Source organism: Gordonia paraffinivorans NBRC 108238, assembly GCF_000344155.1.
GTDB lineage: Bacteria > Actinomycetota > Actinomycetes > Mycobacteriales > Mycobacteriaceae > Gordonia > Gordonia paraffinivorans.
The window spans coordinates 147639-168786 of sequence record NZ_BAOQ01000001.1; the positions used below are offsets into that span (position 1 = coordinate 147639).

The 21148-nt window shown below is 68.9% G+C and carries 27 protein-coding genes; 22 read left to right on the forward strand and 5 right to left on the reverse strand.

Translation table 11 applies throughout. The annotated features are described in order from the left end of the window. Positions 1 to 447: 447 nt before the first annotated feature. The 12 genes from rpsP (at position 448) to GP2_RS00685 (ending at position 7146) form a co-directional block, all read left to right on the forward strand. On the forward strand, positions 448 to 909 hold the full coding sequence (rpsP, locus tag GP2_RS00630) for a 30S ribosomal protein S16 (RefSeq protein WP_006898501.1): 462 nt from the start codon (positions 448 to 450) through the stop codon (positions 907 to 909). Continuing rightward, positions 906 to 1148 (forward strand): RNA-binding protein, encoded by a 243-nt coding sequence (locus GP2_RS00635; RefSeq protein ID WP_006898502.1) that lies wholly within the window; start codon positions 906 to 908, stop codon positions 1146 to 1148. Before rpsP ends, GP2_RS00635 begins: the two co-directional genes overlap by 4 nt. 26 nt (positions 1149 to 1174) lie before the next feature. Then, positions 1175 to 1708 (forward strand): ribosome maturation factor RimM, encoded by a 534-nt coding sequence (rimM, locus tag GP2_RS00640; RefSeq protein ID WP_006898503.1) that lies wholly within the window; start codon positions 1175 to 1177, stop codon positions 1706 to 1708. Between the two features lie 10 nt (positions 1709 to 1718). Continuing rightward, positions 1719 to 2459, forward strand: coding sequence for a tRNA (guanosine(37)-N1)-methyltransferase TrmD (trmD, locus tag GP2_RS00645; RefSeq protein WP_006898504.1), 741 nt, complete (start codon positions 1719 to 1721; stop codon positions 2457 to 2459). A gap of 55 nt (positions 2460 to 2514) precedes the next feature. Next, positions 2515 to 2829, forward strand: a complete 315-nt coding sequence (locus GP2_RS00650) for a YbaB/EbfC family nucleoid-associated protein (RefSeq protein WP_006898505.1) — start codon at positions 2515 to 2517, stop codon at positions 2827 to 2829. Beyond that, positions 2826 to 3197, forward strand: coding sequence for a hypothetical protein (locus GP2_RS00655; RefSeq protein ID WP_040526109.1), 372 nt, complete (start codon positions 2826 to 2828; stop codon positions 3195 to 3197). The genes GP2_RS00650 and GP2_RS00655 overlap by 4 nt, the downstream gene beginning before the upstream one ends. After that, positions 3194 to 4210, forward strand: a complete 1017-nt coding sequence (locus tag GP2_RS00660) for a hypothetical protein (protein ID WP_006898507.1) — start codon at positions 3194 to 3196, stop codon at positions 4208 to 4210. Before GP2_RS00655 ends, GP2_RS00660 begins: the two co-directional genes overlap by 4 nt. 190 nt (positions 4211 to 4400) lie before the next feature. Then, positions 4401 to 4742 (forward strand): 50S ribosomal protein L19, encoded by a 342-nt coding sequence (rplS, locus tag GP2_RS00665; RefSeq protein WP_006898508.1) that lies wholly within the window; start codon positions 4401 to 4403, stop codon positions 4740 to 4742. 18 nt (positions 4743 to 4760) lie between these two features. Beyond that, positions 4761 to 5618, forward strand: a complete 858-nt coding sequence (gene lepB / locus GP2_RS00670) for a signal peptidase I (RefSeq protein WP_006898509.1) — start codon at positions 4761 to 4763, stop codon at positions 5616 to 5618. A gap of 18 nt (positions 5619 to 5636) precedes the next feature. Beyond that, positions 5637 to 6323, forward strand: coding sequence for a ribonuclease HII (locus GP2_RS00675; protein WP_006898510.1), 687 nt, complete (start codon positions 5637 to 5639; stop codon positions 6321 to 6323). Continuing rightward, a complete protein-coding gene (locus tag GP2_RS00680) occupies positions 6320 to 6631 on the forward strand; it encodes a DUF2469 domain-containing protein (protein WP_005198978.1) in 312 nt (103 codons plus the stop codon). Before GP2_RS00675 ends, GP2_RS00680 begins: the two co-directional genes overlap by 4 nt. 110 nt (positions 6632 to 6741) lie before the next feature. Beyond that, a complete protein-coding gene (locus GP2_RS00685; RefSeq protein ID WP_006898511.1) occupies positions 6742 to 7146 on the forward strand; it encodes a YraN family protein in 405 nt (134 codons plus the stop codon). A gap of 13 nt (positions 7147 to 7159) precedes the next feature. Here the strand turns inward: GP2_RS00685 and GP2_RS00690 are convergent, their stop codons facing one another. Together GP2_RS00690 and bluB are read right to left on the reverse strand one after the other, a co-directional pair. Next, positions 7160 to 8467, reverse strand: a complete 1308-nt coding sequence (locus GP2_RS00690; protein WP_006898512.1) for a glycoside hydrolase family 183 protein — start codon at positions 8465 to 8467, stop codon at positions 7160 to 7162. A 99-nt stretch (positions 8468 to 8566) separates the two neighbouring features. Continuing rightward, complete coding sequence (bluB, locus tag GP2_RS00695) at positions 8567 to 9226, reverse strand: 5,6-dimethylbenzimidazole synthase (protein WP_040526151.1); 660 nt, start codon at positions 9224 to 9226, stop codon at positions 8567 to 8569. 380 nt (positions 9227 to 9606) lie between these two features. Here bluB and GP2_RS00700 point away from each other — a divergent pair, with 380 nt between their 5' ends. The 4 genes from GP2_RS00700 to GP2_RS00715 all read left to right on the forward strand — a co-directional run bounded on the left by GP2_RS00700 (position 9607) and on the right by GP2_RS00715 (position 14228). Next, the gene (locus GP2_RS00700) at positions 9607 to 11115 is read left to right on the forward strand and encodes a YifB family Mg chelatase-like AAA ATPase (protein WP_006898514.1); all 1509 of its coding nucleotides are present in this window, start codon (positions 9607 to 9609) and stop codon (positions 11113 to 11115) included. A 23-nt stretch (positions 11116 to 11138) separates the two neighbouring features. After that, the gene (gene dprA, locus GP2_RS00705; RefSeq protein ID WP_006898515.1) at positions 11139 to 12248 is read left to right on the forward strand and encodes a DNA-processing protein DprA; all 1110 of its coding nucleotides are present in this window, start codon (positions 11139 to 11141) and stop codon (positions 12246 to 12248) included. Positions 12249 to 12409: 161 nt separating this feature from the next. After that, positions 12410 to 13276, forward strand: coding sequence for a siderophore-interacting protein (locus GP2_RS00710; RefSeq protein ID WP_006898516.1), 867 nt, complete (start codon positions 12410 to 12412; stop codon positions 13274 to 13276). A 67-nt stretch (positions 13277 to 13343) separates the two neighbouring features. Next, on the forward strand, positions 13344 to 14228 hold the full coding sequence (locus GP2_RS00715; protein ID WP_040526153.1) for a tyrosine recombinase XerC: 885 nt from the start codon (positions 13344 to 13346) through the stop codon (positions 14226 to 14228). On the opposite strand, the gene GP2_RS00720 is transcribed toward GP2_RS00715, so the two are convergent. Further along, positions 14176 to 14766, reverse strand: coding sequence for a M23 family metallopeptidase (locus tag GP2_RS00720; RefSeq protein ID WP_083900162.1), 591 nt, complete (start codon positions 14764 to 14766; stop codon positions 14176 to 14178). The genes GP2_RS00715 and GP2_RS00720 overlap by 53 nt on opposite strands. 263 nt (positions 14767 to 15029) lie before the next feature. Between GP2_RS00720 and rpsB the strand changes: the two genes are divergently transcribed. From rpsB to GP2_RS00745, 5 genes are all read left to right on the forward strand, one after another. After that, positions 15030 to 15848, forward strand: coding sequence for a 30S ribosomal protein S2 (gene rpsB, locus GP2_RS00725; protein WP_006898519.1), 819 nt, complete (start codon positions 15030 to 15032; stop codon positions 15846 to 15848). 52 nt (positions 15849 to 15900) lie between these two features. Further along, positions 15901 to 16725: a translation elongation factor Ts gene (gene tsf / locus GP2_RS00730; RefSeq protein WP_006898521.1), complete on the forward strand. Its 825-nt coding sequence runs from the start codon at positions 15901 to 15903 to the stop codon at positions 16723 to 16725. A 174-nt stretch (positions 16726 to 16899) separates the two neighbouring features. Further along, the gene (gene pyrH, locus GP2_RS00735) at positions 16900 to 17655 is read left to right on the forward strand and encodes a UMP kinase (RefSeq protein WP_006898522.1); all 756 of its coding nucleotides are present in this window, start codon (positions 16900 to 16902) and stop codon (positions 17653 to 17655) included. Between the two features lie 75 nt (positions 17656 to 17730). Continuing rightward, positions 17731 to 18288, forward strand: coding sequence for a ribosome recycling factor (frr, locus tag GP2_RS00740; RefSeq protein ID WP_006898523.1), 558 nt, complete (start codon positions 17731 to 17733; stop codon positions 18286 to 18288). Further along, the gene (locus tag GP2_RS00745) at positions 18285 to 19133 is read left to right on the forward strand and encodes a phosphatidate cytidylyltransferase (protein WP_006898524.1); all 849 of its coding nucleotides are present in this window, start codon (positions 18285 to 18287) and stop codon (positions 19131 to 19133) included. Before frr ends, GP2_RS00745 begins: the two co-directional genes overlap by 4 nt. Positions 19134 to 19209: 76 nt before the next feature. On the opposite strand, the gene GP2_RS00750 is transcribed toward GP2_RS00745, so the two are convergent. Further along, entirely contained in the window at positions 19210 to 19629 is a 420-nt protein-coding gene (locus GP2_RS00750) for a LapA family protein (protein ID WP_006898525.1), read from the reverse strand. 30 nt (positions 19630 to 19659) lie between these two features. On the opposite strand from GP2_RS00750, the gene rlmN reads away from it, so the two are divergent. Next, complete coding sequence (gene rlmN / locus GP2_RS00755) at positions 19660 to 20766, forward strand: dual-specificity RNA methyltransferase RlmN (RefSeq protein WP_006898526.1); 1107 nt, start codon at positions 19660 to 19662, stop codon at positions 20764 to 20766. 69 nt (positions 20767 to 20835) lie between these two features. Here the strand turns inward: rlmN and GP2_RS00760 are convergent, their stop codons facing one another. Continuing rightward, positions 20836 to 21105 (reverse strand): DUF2631 domain-containing protein, encoded by a 270-nt coding sequence (locus GP2_RS00760; RefSeq protein WP_006898527.1) that lies wholly within the window; start codon positions 21103 to 21105, stop codon positions 20836 to 20838. Between the last annotated feature and the right edge of the window lie 43 nt (positions 21106 to 21148).

A 21148-nucleotide genomic window follows, 5' to 3' on the forward strand; every position in this document is an offset into this window, starting at 1 on the left:
CGGTTCGCTGGTTGCGTTTCCTACTCGCGCGTAAGGTAGCAACCGCGTTGCAACGGTCCGTGAGGGGACGGACCGAAGAGTTCCGCGCTGACCCTGCCGAATCCAGGGGGCCGTCGAGGGGGATCGACGGGGGATACGGTCGGGAGTCGCGCCTGCGCCCGGGGGCCGAATTCGTTCGGGGGGCGTGAGAGACGAGCGACGTACGGCATGTGGTTGTTCTCGCGGGGTGGACAACCACATGCCGTTTCTTTTTCACCGGTTTCCGTCGGCCCGTCCGGGTCCGGATGCCGGATTTCATCCCGGGCCGTCCGGTCTGGCAGAATGGTCTGTCGGTTCGTCGGATCCGGTCACGGCCGCCCGACGGTCACACCGAAACAGATCGCAAAACCGGGTCCACCAGTCCGGGTGGACCGCAGAATTGCGCAGTGACCACACGAAAGTAGTGACATGGCTGTCAAGATCAAGCTCACGCGGCTCGGCAAGATCCGCAACCCGCAGTACCGCATCGTCGTCGCCGACGCTCGGACCCGCCGCAACGGCCGGGTGATCGAGACCATCGGCAAGTACCACCCCAAGGAAGAGCCGAGCTTGATCGAGGTCGACTCCGAGCGCGTGCAGTACTGGCTCGGCGTCGGTGCGCAGCCGACCGAGCCCGTCGCGGCCATCCTGAAGATCACCGGTGACTGGCAGAAGTTCAAGGGCCTGCCGGGCGCCGAGGGCACCCTGAAGAAGGCCGAGCCCAAGCCGTCCAAGCTGGACCTGTTCAACGCCGCGCTCGCCGCCGCCGAGAACGAGCCGGTCACCGAGGCCGTCACCCCGAAGAAGAAGGCCGCCAAGAAGGACGAGGCCCCGGCCGAGGAAGCCGCTGCCGAGGCTCCGGCCGAGGCCGCCGCAGAGGGTGACGCGTGAGCGCTGTCGTCGCCGACGCGGTCGAGCACCTGGTCCGCGGGATCGTCTCCAACCCGGATGACGTCCGGGTCGACCTCGTCACCGGTCGTCGCGGCCGGCTCGTCGAGGTCCACGTGAGCCCCGAAGACCTGGGCAAGGTCATCGGCCGCAACGGCCGGACCGCGACCGCACTGCGGACCCTCGTCGCCGGCATCGGCGGACGCGGCATGCGCGTCGACATCGTCGACACCGACCGCTGATCCGAACAGCACGGGACGCCTCCATCGTGGATCTCGTCGTCGGGCGTGTGGTCAAGTCACACGGCATTCGTGGCGAAGTCGTCGTCGACATCCGTACCGATGAGCCCGAACTGCGCTTCGCGCGCGGTTCGGTCCTGCGCGGCCGTCTGCCGCGCGGGGGCGGGGAACGTGAATTCACCGTGACAGCCGCCCGGGAACATTCCGGGCGGCTGTTGGTGTCTCTCGCCGAGGTCTCCGATCGCGACTCGGCCGACGCGTTGCGCGGAACGCTGTTCCTCATCGACTCCTCGGAGGTCGAGCCCTCCGACGATCCGGACGAGTTCTACGACCACGAACTCGAAGGGGTGCCCGTTCAACTCACCGACGGCACCGGGGTCGGGGTCGTCGAGTCGGTCCTGCACCTGCCCGCGAGCGAGCTGCTCTCCGTGCGGACGACCGACGACCGGGAGGTGCTCGTGCCGTTCGTGAAGGAGATCGTGCCGACGGTGACGCGTGAGCTCATCGTCATCGACCCGCCGGAAGGGCTGCTCGATCCCGAGTCGGCCGACTCGGACAGATGAGGATCGGACGATGAGGATCGACGTCGTCACGATCTTCCCGGAATATCTCACCCCGCTGCGGGTCGCCCTGCTGGGGAAGGCGATCGACGCCGGCAAGATCAGCGTCGACGTCCACGACCTGCGCGACTGGACCCACGACGTCCATCGCAGCGTCGACGACTCGCCGTACGGCGGCGGCCCCGGCATGGTCATGAAGCCCGAGGTGTGGGGTCCCTGCCTGGACGACGTGTGCCCCGACGACGCGCTGCTCGTCGTGCCCACGCCGGCGGGCGTGCCGTTCACCCAGTCCACCGCTCAACGGTGGAGCACCGAGAAGCACCTCGTCTTCGCCTGCGGCCGGTACGAGGGCATCGACCAGCGGGTCTTCGACGACGCGGCGCGCCGGGTGCGCGTCGAAGAGGTCTCGCTCGGTGACTTCGTCCTCATCGGCGGCGAGGTCGCGGCGATGGCGATGATCGAGGCCACCGTCCGTCTCATCGACGGCGTGCTCGGCAATCCCCGGTCGCACCAGGAGGATTCGTTCTCCGACGGTCTGCTCGAAGGGCCGAGCTACACCCGCCCGGTGAGTTGGCGGGGACTCGACGTCCCGCCGGTGCTGCTCTCCGGCGATCACGCGAAGGTCGCGCAGTGGCGCCACGAGCAGGCGCTCGCGCGGACCCGCGAACGTCGGCCCGATCTGCTCGCCGGCACCCCTCACGATCCCGCGGCGGATGTGAATCCCGACGACTGCGGGGAGCCGGATCCCCGCTAGGATCTCCGGGAACCCACGGCCGGGGTGCCGGCCGGAGAACGTCCAGGGGGATGGCATGCAGGGCTATTCGGCGATGGTCGAGGAACTCGACCGCCAACGCGCCGAACTCACGCGCATCCGCGCCGCCCTGTCGGATCTGACGTCCCGCGCCACCAGTCACGACCGGCTGGTCGCGGTGACCGTCAACGCCCGCGGACTCGCCGTCGACATCTCCATCGAACCCGCGGCGCTGCGGCGCTACCGGGCCGAGCAGCTGTCGGAGCTGCTGACCACCCTCGTCGCCGAGGCCGATCGTGCCCTGGATGCGCGTCGGGCCGAGTTGCTCGCGGCGGCAGAAGTCTCCGAACCCGACTACCGCGACGTCCGATGACCGACTCCGATCCGTCGCACCGGGAAGACGCCAACGGGCGCCTGGCAGTCGACCCCATGGCCGCGACGGATCTCTCGACCCGGCTCGCCAAGGCCGAGACCCGGCTCCAGACAGTGCATTCCGAGCTCCTCGAACTGCTCGCCGACGCCGACACCGCGATCGGGGTCGGGGCGGCGGCCTCGGCATTCCGCCAGGGGTTCGGACCCGCCACTCAGGTGACCGACCTCCTGAGGGACCTGACGACGCGTCTCGGTGCGTACCGAGAGGTCGTCACCCGGGGCGTCGATGCCGTCGCCGATGCCGACCACGACGCCGCCGCGATGCTCGGCGACGAGGCCGCGGGGCCGCAAGCGGGGACGTCGCGATGAGTGATGCGCCCGCCGATCCGATCATCGGTGTTCCGGGCCGATCACCCCGGGAGATCGCGGAGGCGCTGGTACCCGGGATCTGGCCGACCGCGGATGTGGACGGCCTGCGCACGTCGGCGCAGCGCGCCCGGGCGCTGGCCGAGTCGGTGGAACGGGTGGCCGACGTGGTGGCCTCGGCGACGTCGAAGTTCGCGGCGTTGGTGGCGGGGGAGTTCGGCGACGGCGTCGTCGCGTCGCTGACCGGTATCACCCGCACCGCACCGGAGTCCCTGCCCGAGGTGGCCGGGAGGCTGCGTGCGCTGGCATCCTCGCTCGACGACTACGCCGACGTGGTCACCGAGGCCCGCCAACAGATGTCGGCCGTCGCCCTCGTCGCCGATCGCGACCGCCTGCGCGCCGAGGTCCTCGCCGAGGCCGGCGACGCCTCGTGGCAGGTGAGTGCGGCCAGTGCCGGCCGGATGGCGTTGACGGCAGCCGGAGACGACCTCGTCGACCGGTCGGCGGAAGCCGGGCAATCGGCAGGCTCCCATGCGCCGCCCGCCGCCACGGCCGGGATGCTGCCGTTCGCCCCGATGACGGGGGCGCTGGGCGCGGCGGGTGCGGCGGCCGCCGGTGCCGCTCTCGGAGTGATCGGGCCAGATGCGGGGGAGTCGGGTGCCGGCGACCTGGCCTGGCTGCGCCGTCGGGCCGATGCCCTGCAGGCGACGGTGCCCGCGCCGATCGCGGGGTGGTTCCGCACCGCGGTCGGGGTGGGCGTCGGTGCTCGCGGGCGACGCCTGGTGGTGGTCGGGACCAACGATCCGCAGCCCTACCAGCGGCCGGGGCTCGAACTCGCCGACGACGAGGCGTTGACCGCCGACGGGCGGGCACCGGAACTCGCCATCGTCGAACACATGAGGAGCTCGGGGATCAAGCCAGTGGCCATCGCGTCTGCGACCCCGATGGAACCGGCGACGGTGGCGGCGCTGCGGGCCGCCGACATCGTCGTGCTGGACCCCGGCAGCCCATGGTGAGTCCTGGTAGGGCGCGATTTCGTCGCGCGGGGGTCCCTCTGGCACAATAGTCGGGTTGCCTGTCGACGACGCCCCTCACCAGGGACGCGACCGACACGGTACACCGACGACTCGGAGCACGAACCGGTCGAAGCCGCACGGCCCGCCAGGTTCCTCTGCTCAACGTTCACGCCAGACAAGGACCCGAACAATGAACACGCTCGATTTCCTCGACAAGAAGTCCCTCCGCGACGACATCCCGGAGTTCGGACCCGGTGACACCCTCGACGTCCACGTCAAGGTCATCGAGGGCAGCAAGGAACGCATCCAGGTGTTCAAGGGTGTCGTGATCCGTCGCCAGGGCGGCGGCGTCCGCGAGACCTTCACCGTTCGCAAGGTCTCCTTCGGCGTCGGCGTTGAGCGCACCTTCCCGGTCCACAGCCCGAACATCGCCAAGATCGACGTCATCACCCGCGGTGACGTCCGTCGCGCCAAGCTGTACTACCTGCGCGATCTGCGTGGCAAGGCCGCGAAGATCAAGGAAAAGCGCTGACCCGTCTACTCTGACGAGGTGGCCGACACTCAACGACCCCGCGAAGATCACGACGCAGACGATCCGGATCCCGGCAACGGCGACCCCGGTGCCGAGAAGCGCCCCTGGCGACTGAGGTCCGACACGGACGACAGTGACCAGAAGAGCTCTCGATCCGGATCGTTCCTGCGCGAAGTCGTGATCATCGTGGGGTGCGTTCTTCTTCTGACCTGGGTGCTGCAGACCTTCATCGGCCGGCAGTACGTCATCCCCTCCGAGTCGATGGAATCGACACTGATCGGGTGCGACGGATGCACCAACGACCGGATCGTCATCGACAAACTGGTCTACCGCTTCGGTGACCCGCAGCCGGGGGACGTGGTGGTCTTCGAGGGCCCCACCGAATCCTGGAACGGCGCCTGGGTCTCGCCGCGGTCGACCAACCCGGTGATGCACAAGGTGCAGGACGTGCTGTCCTGGTTCGGTTTCGCGCCGCCGGACGAGAACGACCTCGTGAAGCGAGTCATCGCGACCGGTGGCCAGACCGTCGAGTGCCACAACGACGAAGGCGTCGGTGTGAAGGTGGACGGCAAGCCGCTGCACGAGCCGTACATCAACATGGAGTTGCAGCGACAGACCTACGCGCTCTTCGGGTCCGCCGGTCCCGAGGGCGAGTTGCCGCCGTGTCTCGGACCCGACTTCGGGCCCATCAAGGTGCCCGAGGGCAACGTGTGGGTGATGGGCGACAACCGTCTCAACTCGCAGGACTCGCGGTACCACGTCGACGACGAGTACCAGGGCACCGTCCCCGTCGGCGACATTCGCGGCAAGGTCCGGACCGTCATCTACCCCTTCTCCCGGATCGGTGGTGTCGGTTCGTACAACCCCCAGCAGTGATGGGATGATGCGGAAACCATGAGCCGGTGGCCACCACGTTCACCCATCCGGCGGGCAGCCGGACTGCGCACCTTCGAGTTCGCCCTGCACCGGCACGGTCTCGGTCCCGTCGCCGGGGTGGACGAGGCGGGTCGTGGGGCCTGCGCCGGGCCGCTCGTGGTCGCGGCCTGTGTGCTCAAACCGACCCAACTCGCCTCGCTCGCCGACCTCGACGACTCGAAGCGGCTCACCGAGAAGACCCGGGAGCAGCTGTACAGGTCGGTCACCCGGTACGCCCACGCGTGGAGCGCGGTGGTCATCGAGGCGGAGGAGATCGATCGCATCGGCATCCACGTCGCCAACATCGAGGGAATGCGTCGGGCGATCGCGGCGCTCGACGTGCGACCCGGGTACGTGCTCTCCGACGGTTTCGCGGTGCCGGGATTGCCGGCGCCGTCGCTGCCGGTGATCGGCGGGGACGGGGCGGCCGCCTGTATCGCGGCGGCCAGCATCATCGCGAAGGTCACCAGGGATCGCATCATGGTGGCGATGGACGACGAGCTGCCGGGCTACCATTTCGCGATCCACAAGGGGTACAGCACGGCACTCCACATGGAGCGGATCGACGCCGTCGGTCCGTCGCCGCAACACCGCATGTCATACCGCAACGTGGCGGCACGAGTGGTCGCCGGAACAGAAGACGACAGGGATAGGCTTACAGGATGAGTGCTGAGGATCTCGAGAAGTACGAAACCGAGATGGAACTCTCTCTGTACCGCGAGTACAAGGACATCGTCGGGCAGTTCACCTACGTGGTGGAGACAGAGCGGCGCTTCTACCTTGCCAACGCGGTCGAGATGATTCCGCGCAACACCGACGGCGAGGTGTATTTCGAACTCCGGATGAGCGACGCCTGGGTCTGGGACATGTACCGGCCGGCGCGCTTCGTCAAACAGGTCCGGGTGATCACGTTCAAGGACGTCAACATCGAGGAGCTCGAGAAGCCGGAACTGCGGCTTCCCGACGAGCCATGAAGAGATCTTTGGTGACGCACGGTGTAGACAAACCGTGAGATGTCCACAGATTCGGCCGCGGCGGAGATGATCCCGCCGCGGCCGAACTGTCTGTGGCTGATGCTGTCGCCATGAGCCGACCCGCCCGCCGTGGCAGACCCGCCGACCGACGTGCGCACATCGGGCGCCTGGGTGAGGACGCCGCCGCCGATCACGCCCGGTCACTGGGTTGGGTTGTGCTCGTGCGGAACTGGCGGAATCGATACGGCGAGCTGGACCTGATCGCGGCCGACGGCACGACGCTGGTCGTCGTGGAGGTGAAGACCCGTGCCGGACGCACGTTCGATGATCCGGTCATGGCGGTCACCCCGGCCAAGCTCTCCCGCATGCGCCGGCTGACGCGGATGTGGCTGGCCGAGCAGGAACGTCGCTGGGAGCGGATCAGATTCGACGTCGTGGCCGTCCGGCTCGACGCCCACGAACCAGAAGACCCCGGTGGTGTGCGCATCACACACCACCGGGGCGTGCACGAGTGACAGAGTCCGGGAACTACAGCTTGCTCAGATCGGAGCGGATGAGCATCACGTTGTAGTCGCTCCACCGTGAGGCGTTGAAGTACAGGTACTTGCCCGTATCTGTGGCCTTCAACGCCGGCGAGGTCGGGAGCATCATCGGCGCGTAGAGCACCGGGTTGCCCGCCGGCACGATGGTCCTGGGGTTGCTCCACGGGCCCTGCGGGTTGTCCGCGGTGCGGAGGCGGATGCCGTTGTCGCAGTCGAGCATGATGTATTTGTTCAGGTACGGACTCCAGGACACGGACAGTTCGGTGACCGGCTGGGTGACGACGCGTGCCGAGCCGTCGTCGGGGATCTCGCTGATGTTGTCGACCCAGCCGCGAGACGAGCCCGCCCAGTACTCGTACCTGTCGAGATGGAGGATGTCCTCGGGCTTGAACCGGGCGAGGAATGCGGCGCCGAATCGTCCGTTGGGCGTGCCGAACTGGTAGATGTGATCGTCGCCCGGTTTCCCGCGTGCGTATGCGTTCTGCTGGAACTTGCCGTTGTTGTACTCGGCGGGCGGCAGGTCGAACGGAAGGGCCAGCGAGACCGGCAGCGGGGAGTTGACGAGGATGGTGCTCTGGTCGGTGACCCAGGTCTGGCCGTTGTTGTCGGAGTAGGCGATCGCAGAGAAGTTGGTGTCCCAGTTGCCCGTCGAGCCCCACTTACGGACCGACATGTAGTTGATGTACTGCCGGTGTCCTCCGCCGGGGAGGGGAAGGGAGATCGCCGCGGTGGGGATCGTCGTGACCTCGACGAAGTCCAGACCGAGCGAGGGGATGAGTTCCTGCGCGTAGTTCGGTTCGCCGGGGGCGATCACGGTGCCCGAGTTCGCGTCTCCCGCAACGCCATCCGGGATGGTGATCGTGTCGTCGGAGAAGTCGTCGTCATCGGTGCGTAGCAGGACGTTGTGGCGCCATTGCTGTCCGGCGACGGTGCAGTTGCCGAAGGTGTCGCCGAATGCCATGAGCGTCTGCCCGCTGCCGTTGTCCCAGGCGATGCCGAGGTCGGTGCCGCTGATGGCGAAGCGGTTGTAGGTGTCGTTGTTGCTCTTCGGTCCGGTGACCCAGCTCAACACCTTGGAGATGGTCCCGCTGTAGGCGGGGAGCGGCCCCTGCGGGCCCTGCGGCTGGGCGCTGGGTTCGGACGAACCGAATCCCTGGCTCGAACCGCTTCCGGAGTTGCCGCAGGGCGAGGCCTCGGCGACACCGGTTCCGGCGGACAGGACGACAGCGGAGGCGCCGATCGCTACGGCTGTTGCCAGCGCCAGTCGGACACCTTTGGTGGAACGGCTGGGCACTCAGGACCTCCGCGTGACAGGTGTTACTGAAGTTATTGACGTGACTATTGTTACTAAAGTTGTGTCACGGTACGTGTCTCAGCGGGTCACGATCCGGTGTCAGCGGATGAGATGGCGCGACTCGGCGTCTGTGCGCGATTGCCAGCCGACTCGTTCGAGTTCGGGGATGTCGCTCTCTCGCTCCGGGTAGCCGATGCACAGGTAGGCGACCAGCTTCCAGCGCGGTGGGACACCGAGTGCCGCGGTCACCTCGTCGGGGTCGAGGATGGACACCCAGCCGACGCCGACGCCGCGGGCACGGGCGGCGAGCCACATGGTCGTGATCGCCGCGACCACCGAATATTCGAGGGTCTCCGGGACGGTCTGGCGGCCGAGCCCGTGGCCCTGGGCGGGTTCGGGGTCGCAGAAGACGGCCAGATGAACCGGTGCGTCGTCGAGTCCGGCGAGTTTCAACGACGAGTACAGCTGCGCGCGCTCGCCCGAGTAGCCGTCGAGTGCCTGCGAATTGCAGCGGATGAAGCTGTCGCGCACGACTTCTCGGGCGGTGGTCGTCTGCACCTCGACCCACCGCCAGGGTTGGCTGTTGCCGACCGACGGCGACAGTTCGGCGGCCTCGAGGATCTCGGGGAGGAGGTGGGCGGGGAGAGGCTCGCGACTGAACCGGCGGACGTCACGCCGCCAGCGGAAGAGTCGGTCGAGATCGTCGACGAAGGTTGTGTCGAAGGTTCCGTCGTCGACGGTCCCGGCCGCCGTCTGCATGCTCATCTGTGTCGTCTCCCGTCCCTCGCACCACACCATACTCAGGGGGCAGGGCCTTCCCGGATCTCGAGACACGGGCGTGCCCGCGTCTTGCGGTGCCGGTGACGGTGGTGAACGGCGACGTGAGCATCGGTGCCGGAGTGCGAAACCCGGGCTGCACAGGGCACCATCCCGATTTCTGTCGCATGCGTACGAATGCGGAGTCGGCGACATCAATCGAGGTCGCATCGGCGGATCGATGTCGCCTGCGACATCGACGCCGACACTCGTCCGGTCCCTCTCGGCGACATGTCGTGGACAACCCGTGAACCATCCACAGATCCGGTCCCGCCGACCGGTGGGTGAGGGTCGGAGTCGTCGTCCTCACCCATGCTGTCCCCATGTTGGGGCAAACACAGGCGGTGGGGCTCAACGCCTTTGCCGCGCGCGTCGTCGACGTGCAGGCGAGCATCAGTTCGGGGTTGCCCGGGTTCTCGGTGACCGGAAACCCGGACGCGTCGGTGCGCGAGGCACGTGATCGGGTGCGTGCGGCGATCCGGAACTCGGGGCTCAGCTTCCCGGAGCTGAAGGTGACGGTGGCGCTGTCGCCGGCCGACATGCCGAAGGTGGGTTCCGGATTCGATCTCGCCATGGCGGTGGCGATCCTGGCCGCCACCGACCAGGTCGCCTCCGAGATGCTCGCGTCGACGGTCTTCCTCGGTGAGCTCGGTCTCGACGGCAGGCTCCGGCCGATCCGTGGGGTGCTGCCCGCGGTGATCGCGGCGCGCCAGGCGGGGTACCGGCGAGCGGTCGTCCCCATCGAGACGATCGCGGAGGCGGCTCTGGTCGAGGGAATGGACGTCGGCGGCGCGTCGGACCTCGGCGAGGTGACGCGTTGGCTCGAGGGCGACCACGTACTCGACACGGTGCACGCGGCGCCGGTCACCCAGGCGCCGCCGGTGCCCGACATGGCCGATGTCGTCGGCCAGCACGAGGCGCGCTACGCACTCGAGATCGCCGCGGCCGGAGCGCATCACGTCCTCATGACCGGGCCGCCAGGCATCGGCAAGACCATGCTCGCCCGACGGTTGCCGGGCATCCTGCCACCGCTCGGGCTCGAGGACTCACTCGAGGTGACGGCCATCCACTCGCTGGTGGGAGAGCTGTCCCCGGGACGCCCGCTCATCACCGAGCCGCCGTTCGTCGCACCGCACCACAGCTCGTCGACCACCGCACTGCTCGGCGGCGGAACAGGATTCGCCCGGCCGGGTGCGGTCTCCAAAGCGCATCGAGGCGTGCTGTTCCTGGACGAGTGCGCCGAGATGGGCAGCCACGTGCTGGAATCACTTCGGGAACCCCTCGAGGACGGGGAGGTCCGCGTCCCCCGACGCGACGGCGTCGCCACGTATCCCGCCCGATTCCAGCTGATCCTCGCGGCGAACCCGTGCCCGTGCGCGCCCGCGCACGATGTCGACTGCGTCTGCAGCGCCGTCGTACGACGCCGCTACCTCGGGAAGCTGTCGGGCCCGCTCATGGACCGGGTCGACATCCGCGTGCGCATGGATCCGCCCGGTAACACGGCCCTCATGAGCGGGTCGGGGGAATCGAGCGCCGAGGTCCGGACGCGGGTCACCGCGGCACGCGCGGCGGCGGTCGAACGCTGGTCCGAATTCGGTTGGCGCACCAACGCCGAGGTCCCCGGCTCGGCTCTGCGGCAGAAGTTCCCACTGCCGCCGGAGGTGCTGCGCCCCATCGAACTGTTCCTGCGCGACGGCCGCGTCACCGCGCGCGGAGCAGACCGCGCTCTTCGTCTCGCCTGGACGCTGTGCGACCTGCGCGGCGCCGAGCGGCCCGTCGAAGACGATGTGGCACAAGCGCTCCTGTACCGCGACCGGGGAGCGAGCTGGTGAGCGCGACATACCCCGCCGAACTCATGGCCTGGGCCTACCTCGCGCGGGTCGCCGAACCGCCGTGTGCGGCGGTGATCGCCCTCGTCGACGCGATCGGGCCGGTCGACGCCGCCTCGGCCATCCGGCGACGCTCGGTTCCCGACGGATTCGGGGCGGTACTCCCCGCGACCGCCGCCCGGCACGATGCCGACTGCGCGACAGCTGATCTCGACGCCGCAGCCGCGGTGGGCGCACGACTGGTCACCCGCTCGGACGCGGAGTGGCCCGCCTGGTCACTCCTCGCCCTGAGTCAGGCCGACACCGCCGCCCGCGGAGGCGCGCCACTGGCGCTGTGGGTGCGCGGTCCGGCGAGGCTCGACGAACTCGTCACGGACTCGGTGGCCCTCATCGGTTCGCGCGCGGCATCGCCGTACGGCGCACACGTCACCGGACTGCTCGCCGCTGGTCTGGCAGGGGAGGGGTTCACGGTGATCTCCGGCGGCGCCTTCGGCGTCGACGGCGCCGCGCACAAGGCGGTCGTGAGGAGCGGGGGTGTGACCGCGGCCGTGATGGCGTGCGGGATCGACCGCGACTACCCGGCGGCGCACTCGGCACTCCTCGGCGAGATCGCCCGCACGGGGGCGGTGATCAGCGAGTACCCGCCCGGGACGACCGCGGCCAGACACCGGTTCCTCACCCGAAACCGGCTCGTGGCGTCCCTGTCGGGCGGGACCGTCGTCGTCGAGGCGGGTCGGCGTTCCGGCGCCGCCAACACCGCGGCGTGGGCCCGCAAACTCGGCCGACCCCTCGGCGCGGTGCCCGGGCCGGTGACGTCCGCGACCTCGGTGGGGTGCCACCGGATGATCGCCGACGGACTCGCCGTGCTCGTCTCCGATGTGGCGTCCGTGGTGGCGCTCGTGCGGCCGGACGGCGGGGGAGACGTGGGTCGCGGCCGGACCAAACCCACCGACGGACTCAGCGAGGACGAGCTCCGAGTCCACGACGCCATCCCGGCCCGAGGCGGCGTGACCATCGAGGAGATCGCCTTCGCCGCCGGGCTCGAGATCGGCGCGGCGCGCACGGCGCTGGCGCGGCTGGAAGTCGGTGGCCTCGTCGAGAACGTCGCCGGGCAATGGCGGCTGGCATCCGGGTGATCTCGGGCTATGTCGCCGACGCCGCCTGGATTCGTTTCATGTCTCCGGCGGCCGACGCGTCGGCGTCGCGGTACCGACCGCGGGTCGGCCCGTGCGGCCGGTGCCGGGTCGGCACGGTGCCGAACTTAGGGGCGCCTAACCGTCAGGCGTAGGGTGTTTGCATGGCCAAGCGTGTCAACACGATGACGGTTCTCCGCCGCGAGCAGATCAGCCCCCACTTCGTGCGCCTGTACCTCGGCGGCGACGGCTTCGACGATTTCTGGGTCGGGCTCGGGTCATCCGACGATCACGACACCGACATGTACGTGAAGTTCGTCTTCGCGCCGGAGGGTGTCGGCTATCCCGAGCCGTTCGACCTGCAGGAACTGCGCAGCACGCTCCCGCCCGAACAGCAGCCGATCCTGCGGACCTACACCGTGCGCCGCGTCGACGCGGCGAAGCGTGAGATCCTCGTCGACTTCGTCGTCCACGGCGACGAGGGCATCGCCGGTCCGTGGGCGAAAACCGTCGAGCCCGGCACGACTGTCCGGTTCGTCGGACCGGGGAGCGGCTACCGGCCGCGGGGTGACGCGCCGTGGCACCTGCTCGCCTCCGATGAGGCGGGCCTGCCGGCCGTCGCCGCGGCGCTCGAGGCGCTGCCCGACGATGCGGTCGCGAAGGTGTTCATCGAGGTCGCCGGCCCCGAGGACGAGCTCGACCTCATCGCCCCGCCCGGTGCCGAGATCACCTGGGTGCACCGCGGCGGACCGGCGGGGGAGGTCGACGACTCGCTGGCCGGGGACAACGCGCCGCTCATCGCGGCCGTCCGCGCGGCCGAGTGGCTCGACGGCGAGCCGCACGTGTTCATCCACGGCGAGGCGCAGGCCGTGATGCAGAACCTGCGTCCCTACATCCGCAAGGAGCGCGGCGTGAGCGCCGCCAACGCGTCGATCTCGGGGTACTGGCGCCGCGGCCGGACCGAGGAGGGCTTCCGGAAGTGGAAGGCGGAGCTCCGCGCCGCCGAGGAGGGGGCGAAAGCGGGAGCCTGAGCATCGATCCGGCCACGATGCGCGTGTGCGGTTGCACGGCCGTCCCGCGCGCGCTGTGCTGACGGGCATGCTCGACGACTTCGCCGACCACCTGCGCCTGGAGATGGGGCGCAGCGAACACACCGTCCGCGCCTACGTCGGCGGCGCCCGGGCGTTGCTGTCGTTCGCCGGCGCACGCGGCGTCGCGGCGTCCGACATCGACCTTGCGCTGCTGCGGTCCTGGCTCGCCGAGCTGACCCGGCGCGGAGCCGCCCGCACCACGATCGCCCGGCAGGTCTCCGCGGCGAAGACGTTCTGCGCGTGGGCCGTTCGCGAGGGGATCATGGCGACCGACCCGTCCCAGCGACTCAAGGCGCCCAAGGCACACCGGACACTGCCCGCGGTGCTGGCGCCGGAACAGGCAGACGCCGCGATCGCGGCCACGACCGCCGAACGGGACCCCGACGACCCGATCGCCCTGCGCGACCGCCTGATCGTCGAACTCCTCTACGCCAGCGGCATCCGCGTCGGCGAGCTGTGTGGACTCGACGTCGACGACGTCGACACCGGGCGGCGCATCCTGCGGGTCATCGGCAAGGGGGACAAGGAACGGTCGGTGCCCTACGGCGATCCGGCCGCCCGCGCCCTCGACGACTGGCTGCGGCGGGGACGGCCGCGACTGGCCATCGCGGAATCGGGTCCCGCGCTGCTCCTCGGCGCACGCGGCCGGCGACTCGATCAGCGCATGGCTCGAAGCGTCGTGTCGCACGCGGTGGAGGCGGCCGGTGGCCCGGCGATGGGGCCGCACGGGCTGCGCCACAGCGCGGCCACCCATCTCCTCGAGGGTGGCGCCGACCTACGCGTCGTCCAGGAACTGCTGGGACACTCGTCGCTCGCGACCACGCAGATCTACACGCACGTCAGCGTCGAACGCCTTCGTGCGGTTCATCGGCAGGCCCATCCACGAGCGTGAGGTCACCGCGTCGATCGGCGGCCGGGGATCGAGACCCGTCCACGGGGAGCAAGCGCACCCGGACGGCGCCCAGCAGTCCCAACGGGTCGAGGTATGCCGCCTCGCGACCGCTGCCGCGCCGCGCGCCCCAGTGCAGGCAGGCCACCGCGGGACATCCCGGGTGTCCGGCCACCACGGTGCCGATCACCTCGCCGCGGGACACGTGCCCGCCCCGGGCGACCGACGCCCTCACCGGCTCGTACGTCGTGATGATCCCGTCGGGGTGGGCGATCGACACGACACCGCGCCCGGCGACGTCGCCGGCGAACCGCACCCGCCCGGCCCCCGACGCCGTGACCGGGGTGCCCGGCGCGGCCGCCAGGTCGACCCCGCGGTGGCCGGGCAGCCATCGCTTCTCCGGGGCGTCGAAACCGGTCACCACCACCGGTTTCGGAGGCAGCGGGGGAGAATGGCGGAGCGCCTGTGCGCCCGCTGTGGGCGAGGGGACGCAGACCAGGGCGACGAGCACGACGAGCACATGACGAACGACCGGCGGCATGTCTCTTGGACGCGCCGGGTCGTCGTCCGGATCCATCGGGCCCGCGCGGGGACCAAGCGTTTTGGTTCTCGCAGGTCGCGGGCGTAAACTCCTCTGCGCACCTCGTCGATTTCTGACGGGGTGACTTCGCGCGCCTGCGAACACACGCCGAGTGGGCGGTCCCGGGCACGGTCTCCACGGCCGGTCTGGGTGACACCCGGCGGCAGGCGCCAGGGTCGGCACCGACCGGTGCCGACGGACAACTGCGAGACAAAGGAACAATCATGGCTGTCGTGACCATGAAGCAGCTGCTTGACAGCGGCGCACACTTCGGGCACCAGACCCGCCGTTGGAACCCGAAGATGAAGCGGTTCATCTTCACCGACCGCAACGGCATCTACATCATCGATCTGCAGCAGACGCTGACCTACATCGACAAGGCCTACGAGTTCGTCAAGGAGACCGTCGCCCACGGCGGCACCATCCTGTTCGTCGGCACCAAGAAACAGGCTCAGGAATCGATCGCCGCAGAGGCCACCCGCGTCGGCATGCCGTACGTCAACCAGCGTTGGCTCGGTGGCATGCTCACCAACTTCTCGACCGTCCACAAGCGCCTGCAGCGCCTGAAGGAGCTCGAGACCATGGAGCAGACCGGTGGCTTCGAGGGTCGCACCAAGAAGGAAGTCCTGATGCTGACCCGCGAGAAGAACAAGCTCGAGCGCACGCTCGGCGGCATCCGGGACATGGCCAAGGTTCCGTCGGCCATCTGGGTCGTCGACACCAACAAGGAGCACATCGCCGTCGGTGAGGCCCGCAAGCTGAACATCCCGGTCATCGCGATCCTGGACACCAACTGCGACCCGGATCTCGTCGACTACCCGATCCCGGGCAACGACGACGCCATCCGCAGCGCCGCTCTGCTCACCCGCGTCATCGCCTCGGCCGTGGCCGAGGGCCTGCAGGCCCGCGCCGGTGCCGCCGGTGGCGACGCCAAGCCGGAGGCCGGCGCCGCCGAGCCGCTCGCCGAGTGGGAGCAGGAACTGCTGACCCAGGCTGCTGCACCGGCCGGCGAGAACGCCGCGACCGACCAGGCCGCCCAGTAACACCCGGCCCGGGCAACTCCACCACACTCTTTCCGAAGGAGGCTCGCCAACGATGGCGAACTACACCGCAGCCGATGTGAAGCGTCTCCGTGAGCTCACCGGCTCTGGAATGCTGGACTGCAAGAACGCGCTGGCCAACAACGACGGCGATTTCGACAAGGCCGTCGAGGAGCTGCGCATCAAGGGTGCCAAGGACGTGGGCAAGCGTGCCGAGCGCTCCACTGCCGAGGGCCTGGTCGCCGCCAAGGACGGTGCCCTGATCGAGATCAACTCGGAGACCGACTTCGTCGCCAAGAACGACGAGTTCCAAAAGCTCGCCGAGGACATCGTCACCGTCGCCGCGCAGGTCAAGACCAACGACGTCGAGGAGCTGAAGAAGGCTGCTCTCGGTGACGGCACCGTCGCCGACGCCGTCGCGGCCCTCTCGGCCAAGATCGGCGAGAAGCTCGAACTGCGTCGCGTCGCCTACTACGACGGCCCGGTCGCCGTGTACCTGCACAAGCGGGCCTCGGATCTCCCGCCGGCCGTCGGTGTGCTGGTGTCCTACGACGGCGAGGGCGAGGCCGCCGAGGAGGCCGCCCGCAACGCCGCCATGCAGGTCGCCGCGCTGAAGGCCAAGTACGCCACCCGCGAAGAGGTTCCGGCCGACGTAGTGGAGAACGAGCGTCGCATCGCCGAGGAGACCGCCAAGGCCGAGGGCAAGCCGGAGAAGGCGCTGCCCAAGATCGTGGAGGGTCGCGTCAACGGCTTCTACAAGGACGTCGTGCTGCTCGACCAGCCGTCGGTGCAGGACTCCAAGAAGACCGTCAAGGCCCTGCTCGACGAGGCCGGAGTGACCGTCAAGGGCTTCACCCGCTTCGAGGTCGGCCAGGCCTGACCCATCGATCCGGTTCTGCCGGAAAGAGACTCGACTCTCGCCCCGTCTCCCGTCGTGGAGGCGGGGCGAGAGTCGTCCGTGCGTCCCCCGGAATCGGCCGAAGGGTGAGCGTGTCGTGGGTCGCGGAGGGCGAGGACGTACCATGGATGACCGAACCGACGAGTGAGGAAGCGAATGAGCGAACCGTCCGACCCGACGCCATCCGACAACACCAAGACCGAGCGTTCGGGATTCAAGCGAGTCCTGTTGAAGCTGGGTGGTGAGATGTTCGGCGGCGGCGAGGTCGGTCTGGATCCCGATGTCGTCGCAACGGTCGCCGACCAGATCGCCGACGTCGTCAACTCCGGCGTGCAGGTGGCCGTCGTGATCGGCGGGGGCAACTTTTTCCGCGGCGCCGAACTGCAGCAGCGCGGCCTCGACCGCGCGCGGTCGGACTACATGGGCATGCTCGGCACGGTCATGAACTGCCTTGCTCTCCAGGACTTCCTCGAGAAGCGCGGCATCAACACCCGCGTGCAGACGGCCATCACCATGGGCCAGGTCGCCGAGCCGTACCTGCCGCTGCGCGCCCAGCGTCACCTGGAGAAGGGGCGCGTGGTCATCTTCGGCGCCGGCATGGGCATGCCGTACTTCTCCACCGACACCACCGCCGCGCAGCGTGCGCTGGAGATCAAGGCCGAGGTCGTGCTCATGGCCAAGGCCGTCGACGGAGTGTACGACGCCGATCCCCGCACCAACCCCGACGCCAAGCTCTTCACCGAGATCACCCATCGCGAGGTGCTCGACAAGGAACTCAAGGTCGCCGACGCGACCGCCTTCAGTCTCTGTATGGACAACAAGATGCCGATCTTGGTGTTCAATTTGCTCCAAGAGGGGAACATCGCCCGCGCGGTCGCAGGGGAGCGGATCGGCACGCTGGTCAGCACCTAGAGGGTCCCCGGTTCGACCCGCCACACCCACAATCGGCCACCGCGAGGGGGCCTGACGGAACGGAACAAGGAAAAGATGATCGACGACGCGTTGTTCGACGCCGAGGAGAAGATGGAGAAGGCTGTCTCCGTCGCCCGGGAGGACATGACCTCCATCCGCACCGGACGTGCGAACCCGGCCATGTTCAAGGGCATCAACATCGAGTACTACGGTGCCGTGACCCCGGTGACCCAGGTCGCCTCCATCACCACGCCCGAGCCGCGCCTCGTCGTCATCAAGCCCTACGAGGCGTCGACCCTGCGCGACATCGAGACCGCGATCCGCAACTCCGACCTCGGCGTGAACCCGACCAACGACGGCAACATCATCCGCGTGGCGATCCCGCAGCTGACCGAGGAGCGTCGTCGCGAGCTGGCCAAGCAGGCCAGGGCCAAGGGCGAGGACGCCAAGGTCGCCATCCGCAACGTCCGCCGCAAGGCCGTCGACGAGCTCAAGCGCATCCAGAAGGACGGCGAGGCCGGCGAGGACGAGGTGACGCGCGCCGAGAAGGAGCTCGACAAGACCACGGCCAACTACGTCGCCCAGGTCGACGAGCTCGTCAAGCACAAAGAGAACGAATTGCTCGAGGTGTGAGCGAGAAGACGTCCGACCCGGAGAAGAAGTCGCGCGCGGGTCGTGATCTGCCGGCCGCCATCGCCGTCGGTGGCGGCCTCGGCGCCGCGATCATCCTGATCCTGCTGTTCGCGCCGATGCTCTGGTACGTCCTGGTGACGGCCGCTCTCGCGGTCGCGACCTGGGAGGTCACCAAGCGGCTCGGCGATGCGGGATACAAGGTCGCCTCCTGGCCGCTGCTGATCGGCGGCCAGGTCGTCATGTGGATCAGCTGGCCCTACGGGCCGTCCGGGGTGCTGATCGCGTTCGTGGCGACGGTCCTGGTGTCGATGGTCTGGAAGCTGCTGGCGCAGGGCATCTCCAACGCCCCGGAGAATTACCTCAAGGACCTCGCCCTCACGGTGTTCGTGCTGGCCTGGTTGCCGTTGCTGGCGTCCTTCGGCGTCCACCTCGTCACCCAGCCCGACGGCGCCGCCCGGGTCGCGACGCTGATGGTCGTGGTGGTGTGCTCCGACGTGGGCGGTTATGCCTCCGGCGTGCTGTTCGGCAAGCATCCCATGGCCCCGGCGATCAGCCCGAAGAAGTCCTGGGAGGGGCTGGCGGGGTCGCTGGTCGTGGGCACCATCGGCGCGGTGGGTTGCGTCTGGCTGCTGCTCGACAACCACTGGTGGATCGGACTGGTCCTCGGACCGGTGCTCGTCGTCTGCGCCACGCTCGGCGACCTGGTGGAGTCACAGGTCAAGCGGGATCTCGGCATCAAGGACATGGGCACCCTGCTGCCCGGTCACGGCGGGATCATGGACCGCCTCGACAGCCTGCTGCCCTCGGCGTTCGTCGTCTGGGCGGTGTTGACGGCGCTGCTCTGAGACAGGTTCTCTTCCAGAACAGATCAGGCCCGGACGGTGTCCGGGCCTGATCTGTTCTGGACTGCGTTCGGGTCGGCTACTGATGATCGGGCAGGCTGGAGGCCTTCTTCAGCGCCCGGCGCAACTGCAACATCCGCAGACCGCCGATCAGGGCGACGACCAGCGCGCCCGCGATCGCGGCGATGAGCAGGCTGACGCCGAGGGGGAGGTTGACCTCCCAGAAGATCAGCTCGATCCTCTGGTTCTCCAGGTTCTGGACGATGAACACGAGCAGCAGGACCAGGATCACCGCGCCGATGATGACGCCGAACCAGGTGGCCCGGGTCTTGGTGTGCTCGATCTCGGCGACGGTCTGCCGCAGGCGGTCGTGGTCGACCGCGACCGGATCGGGCGTGTCGGAGACCGGGACCGGTGGTTCGGCGTGCGGGTCGTGTCCGCCCTGCGAGCCCCACTGCGGGACCGCGCCCCCGCCTCGACGGTGATCGGGTGTCGTCATGGGTCAATCATGACATGCGACAATGACCAGATGACCTCATTACCGCTGGTGTTCGACGCGCCGAAACGTGGACGGCCGCCGACACACTTCGCCGACCTCGACCGGGCCGGTCGCGTGGCGGCGTTGGCAGAGCTGGGGCTTCCGAGGTTCCGGGCCGACCAGCTCGCCCGGCAATACTATTCGCGGCTCAACGGCGACGTCGAGGAGATGACCGACCTGCCCGCGTCGGCGCGTCCGGGCGTGCGGGACAAGCTCTTCCCGCAGCTGCTGACGCCGGTCCGGCACATCGCCTGCGACGACGGGTCCACCCGTAAGACGCTGTGGCGCCTGCACGACGGCACCCTGCTCGAGAGCGTCCTGATGCGCTACACCGACCGCAACACCCTGTGCATCTCCAGCCAGGCCGGATGTGGCATGGCCTGCCCGTTCTGCGCCACCGGACAGGGCGGCCTCGACCGCAACCTGTCGACCGCGGAGATCGTCGACCAGGTGCGGGCGGCGGCGCGGGCCTTGCGCGACGGCGAACTCGGTGAGCCGGGACGCCTGTCGAACGTCGTGTTCATGGGCATGGGGGAGCCGTTGGCCAACTACAAGCGCGTGGTCGGCGCGGTCCGTCAGATCACCTCGCCGGCGCCCGACGGCCTGGGCATCTCCGCCCGGCACGTGACGGTGTCGACGGTCGGCCTGGCCCCGTCGATCCGGCGCCTGGCCGACGAGGGGCTGTCGGTCACGCTCGCGGTGTCGCTGCACACTCCCGACGACGAGCTGCGCGACACGTTGGTCCCGGTGAACAACCGGTGGTCGGTCGCCGAGGTGCTCGAGGCGGCCCGCTACTACGCCGACAAGACCGGGCGCCGCGTGTCGATCGAGTACGCGCTCATCCGCGACGTCAACGATCAGCCGTGGCGTGCGGACATGCTGGGGGAAAAGCTGCGCAAGGCACTCGGTCCGCTCGTGCACGTGAATCTCATTCCGCTCAACCCGACCCCGGGTTCGGAGTGGGACGCCAGCCCCAAGCCGGTGGAACGCGAATTCGTCCGGCGCGTGCGTGCGAAGGGCGTGTCGTGCACCGTCCGGGACACCCGCGGCCAGGAGATCGCGGCCGCCTGCGGGCAGCTCGCGGCCGAGGAGCGCTAGACACCTCCCGAACAGCAGAAAAACGCCGAGCAGCTCGCGCTCGGCGTTTTTCTTGAGATCAGAAGTGGATCAGGACCACTTGCCGCGGCTCATCCACCAGCCGCGGATCGCGAGGACCAGGATGCCCACGGCGAACACGACGAGGTAGATGTCCTCCACGCGGCCGGTGTGGTTGCCGATCATCATCAGCAGCAGGAAGGCGGCGAAGAACACCGCGGCGCCGTAGAAGGTCTTGGTGGCCACTCCGTGCCAGCCGAAACGAGCCGACGGTGCATCAGCGGGCTCGCGACGCCAGCCGGTGTCGATGAACTCGGTGTGCTCCACATCGGTGCTTGCCACAGCCACTCCTCACAGCGCGGGTCGTCAGATGTCTGACGAACGG

Excerpts from the sequence above, each read along its gene's own strand:
- GP2_RS00750 (WP_006898525.1), bottom strand. The coding sequence starts at position 19,629 with ATGACGACACCCGATCACCGTCGAGGCGGGGGCGCGGTCCCGCAGTGG.
- GP2_RS00660 (WP_006898507.1), top strand. The coding sequence starts at position 3,194 with ATGAGTGATGCGCCCGCCGATCCGATCATCGGTGTTCCGGGCCGATCA.
- trmD (WP_006898504.1), top strand. The coding sequence starts at position 1,719 with ATGAGGATCGACGTCGTCACGATCTTCCCGGAATATCTCACCCCGCTG.
- pyrH (WP_006898522.1), top strand. The coding sequence starts at position 16,900 with ATGAGCGAACCGTCCGACCCGACGCCATCCGACAACACCAAGACCGAG.
- GP2_RS00685 (WP_006898511.1), top strand. The coding sequence starts at position 6,742 with ATGAGCCGACCCGCCCGCCGTGGCAGACCCGCCGACCGACGTGCGCAC.
- GP2_RS00715 (WP_040526153.1), top strand. The coding sequence starts at position 13,344 with ATGCTCGACGACTTCGCCGACCACCTGCGCCTGGAGATGGGGCGCAGC.
- bluB (WP_040526151.1), bottom strand. The coding sequence starts at position 9,226 with ATGCAGACGGCGGCCGGGACCGTCGACGACGGAACCTTCGACACAACC.
- rpsP (WP_006898501.1), top strand. The coding sequence starts at position 448 with ATGGCTGTCAAGATCAAGCTCACGCGGCTCGGCAAGATCCGCAACCCG.
- GP2_RS00700 (WP_006898514.1), top strand. The coding sequence starts at position 9,607 with ATGTTGGGGCAAACACAGGCGGTGGGGCTCAACGCCTTTGCCGCGCGC.
- rpsB (WP_006898519.1), top strand. The coding sequence starts at position 15,030 with ATGGCTGTCGTGACCATGAAGCAGCTGCTTGACAGCGGCGCACACTTC.
- rlmN (WP_006898526.1), top strand. The coding sequence starts at position 19,660 with ATGACCTCATTACCGCTGGTGTTCGACGCGCCGAAACGTGGACGGCCG.
- GP2_RS00720 (WP_083900162.1), bottom strand. The coding sequence starts at position 14,766 with ATGCCGCCGGTCGTTCGTCATGTGCTCGTCGTGCTCGTCGCCCTGGTC.
- GP2_RS00650 (WP_006898505.1), top strand. The coding sequence starts at position 2,515 with ATGCAGGGCTATTCGGCGATGGTCGAGGAACTCGACCGCCAACGCGCC.
- dprA (WP_006898515.1), top strand. The coding sequence starts at position 11,139 with ATGGCCTGGGCCTACCTCGCGCGGGTCGCCGAACCGCCGTGTGCGGCG.
- GP2_RS00675 (WP_006898510.1), top strand. The coding sequence starts at position 5,637 with ATGAGCCGGTGGCCACCACGTTCACCCATCCGGCGGGCAGCCGGACTG.
- GP2_RS00655 (WP_040526109.1), top strand. The coding sequence starts at position 2,826 with ATGACCGACTCCGATCCGTCGCACCGGGAAGACGCCAACGGGCGCCTG.
- GP2_RS00710 (WP_006898516.1), top strand. The coding sequence starts at position 12,410 with ATGGCCAAGCGTGTCAACACGATGACGGTTCTCCGCCGCGAGCAGATC.
- frr (WP_006898523.1), top strand. The coding sequence starts at position 17,731 with ATGATCGACGACGCGTTGTTCGACGCCGAGGAGAAGATGGAGAAGGCT.
- tsf (WP_006898521.1), top strand. The coding sequence starts at position 15,901 with ATGGCGAACTACACCGCAGCCGATGTGAAGCGTCTCCGTGAGCTCACC.
- rplS (WP_006898508.1), top strand. The coding sequence starts at position 4,401 with ATGAACACGCTCGATTTCCTCGACAAGAAGTCCCTCCGCGACGACATC.
- GP2_RS00680 (WP_005198978.1), top strand. The coding sequence starts at position 6,320 with ATGAGTGCTGAGGATCTCGAGAAGTACGAAACCGAGATGGAACTCTCT.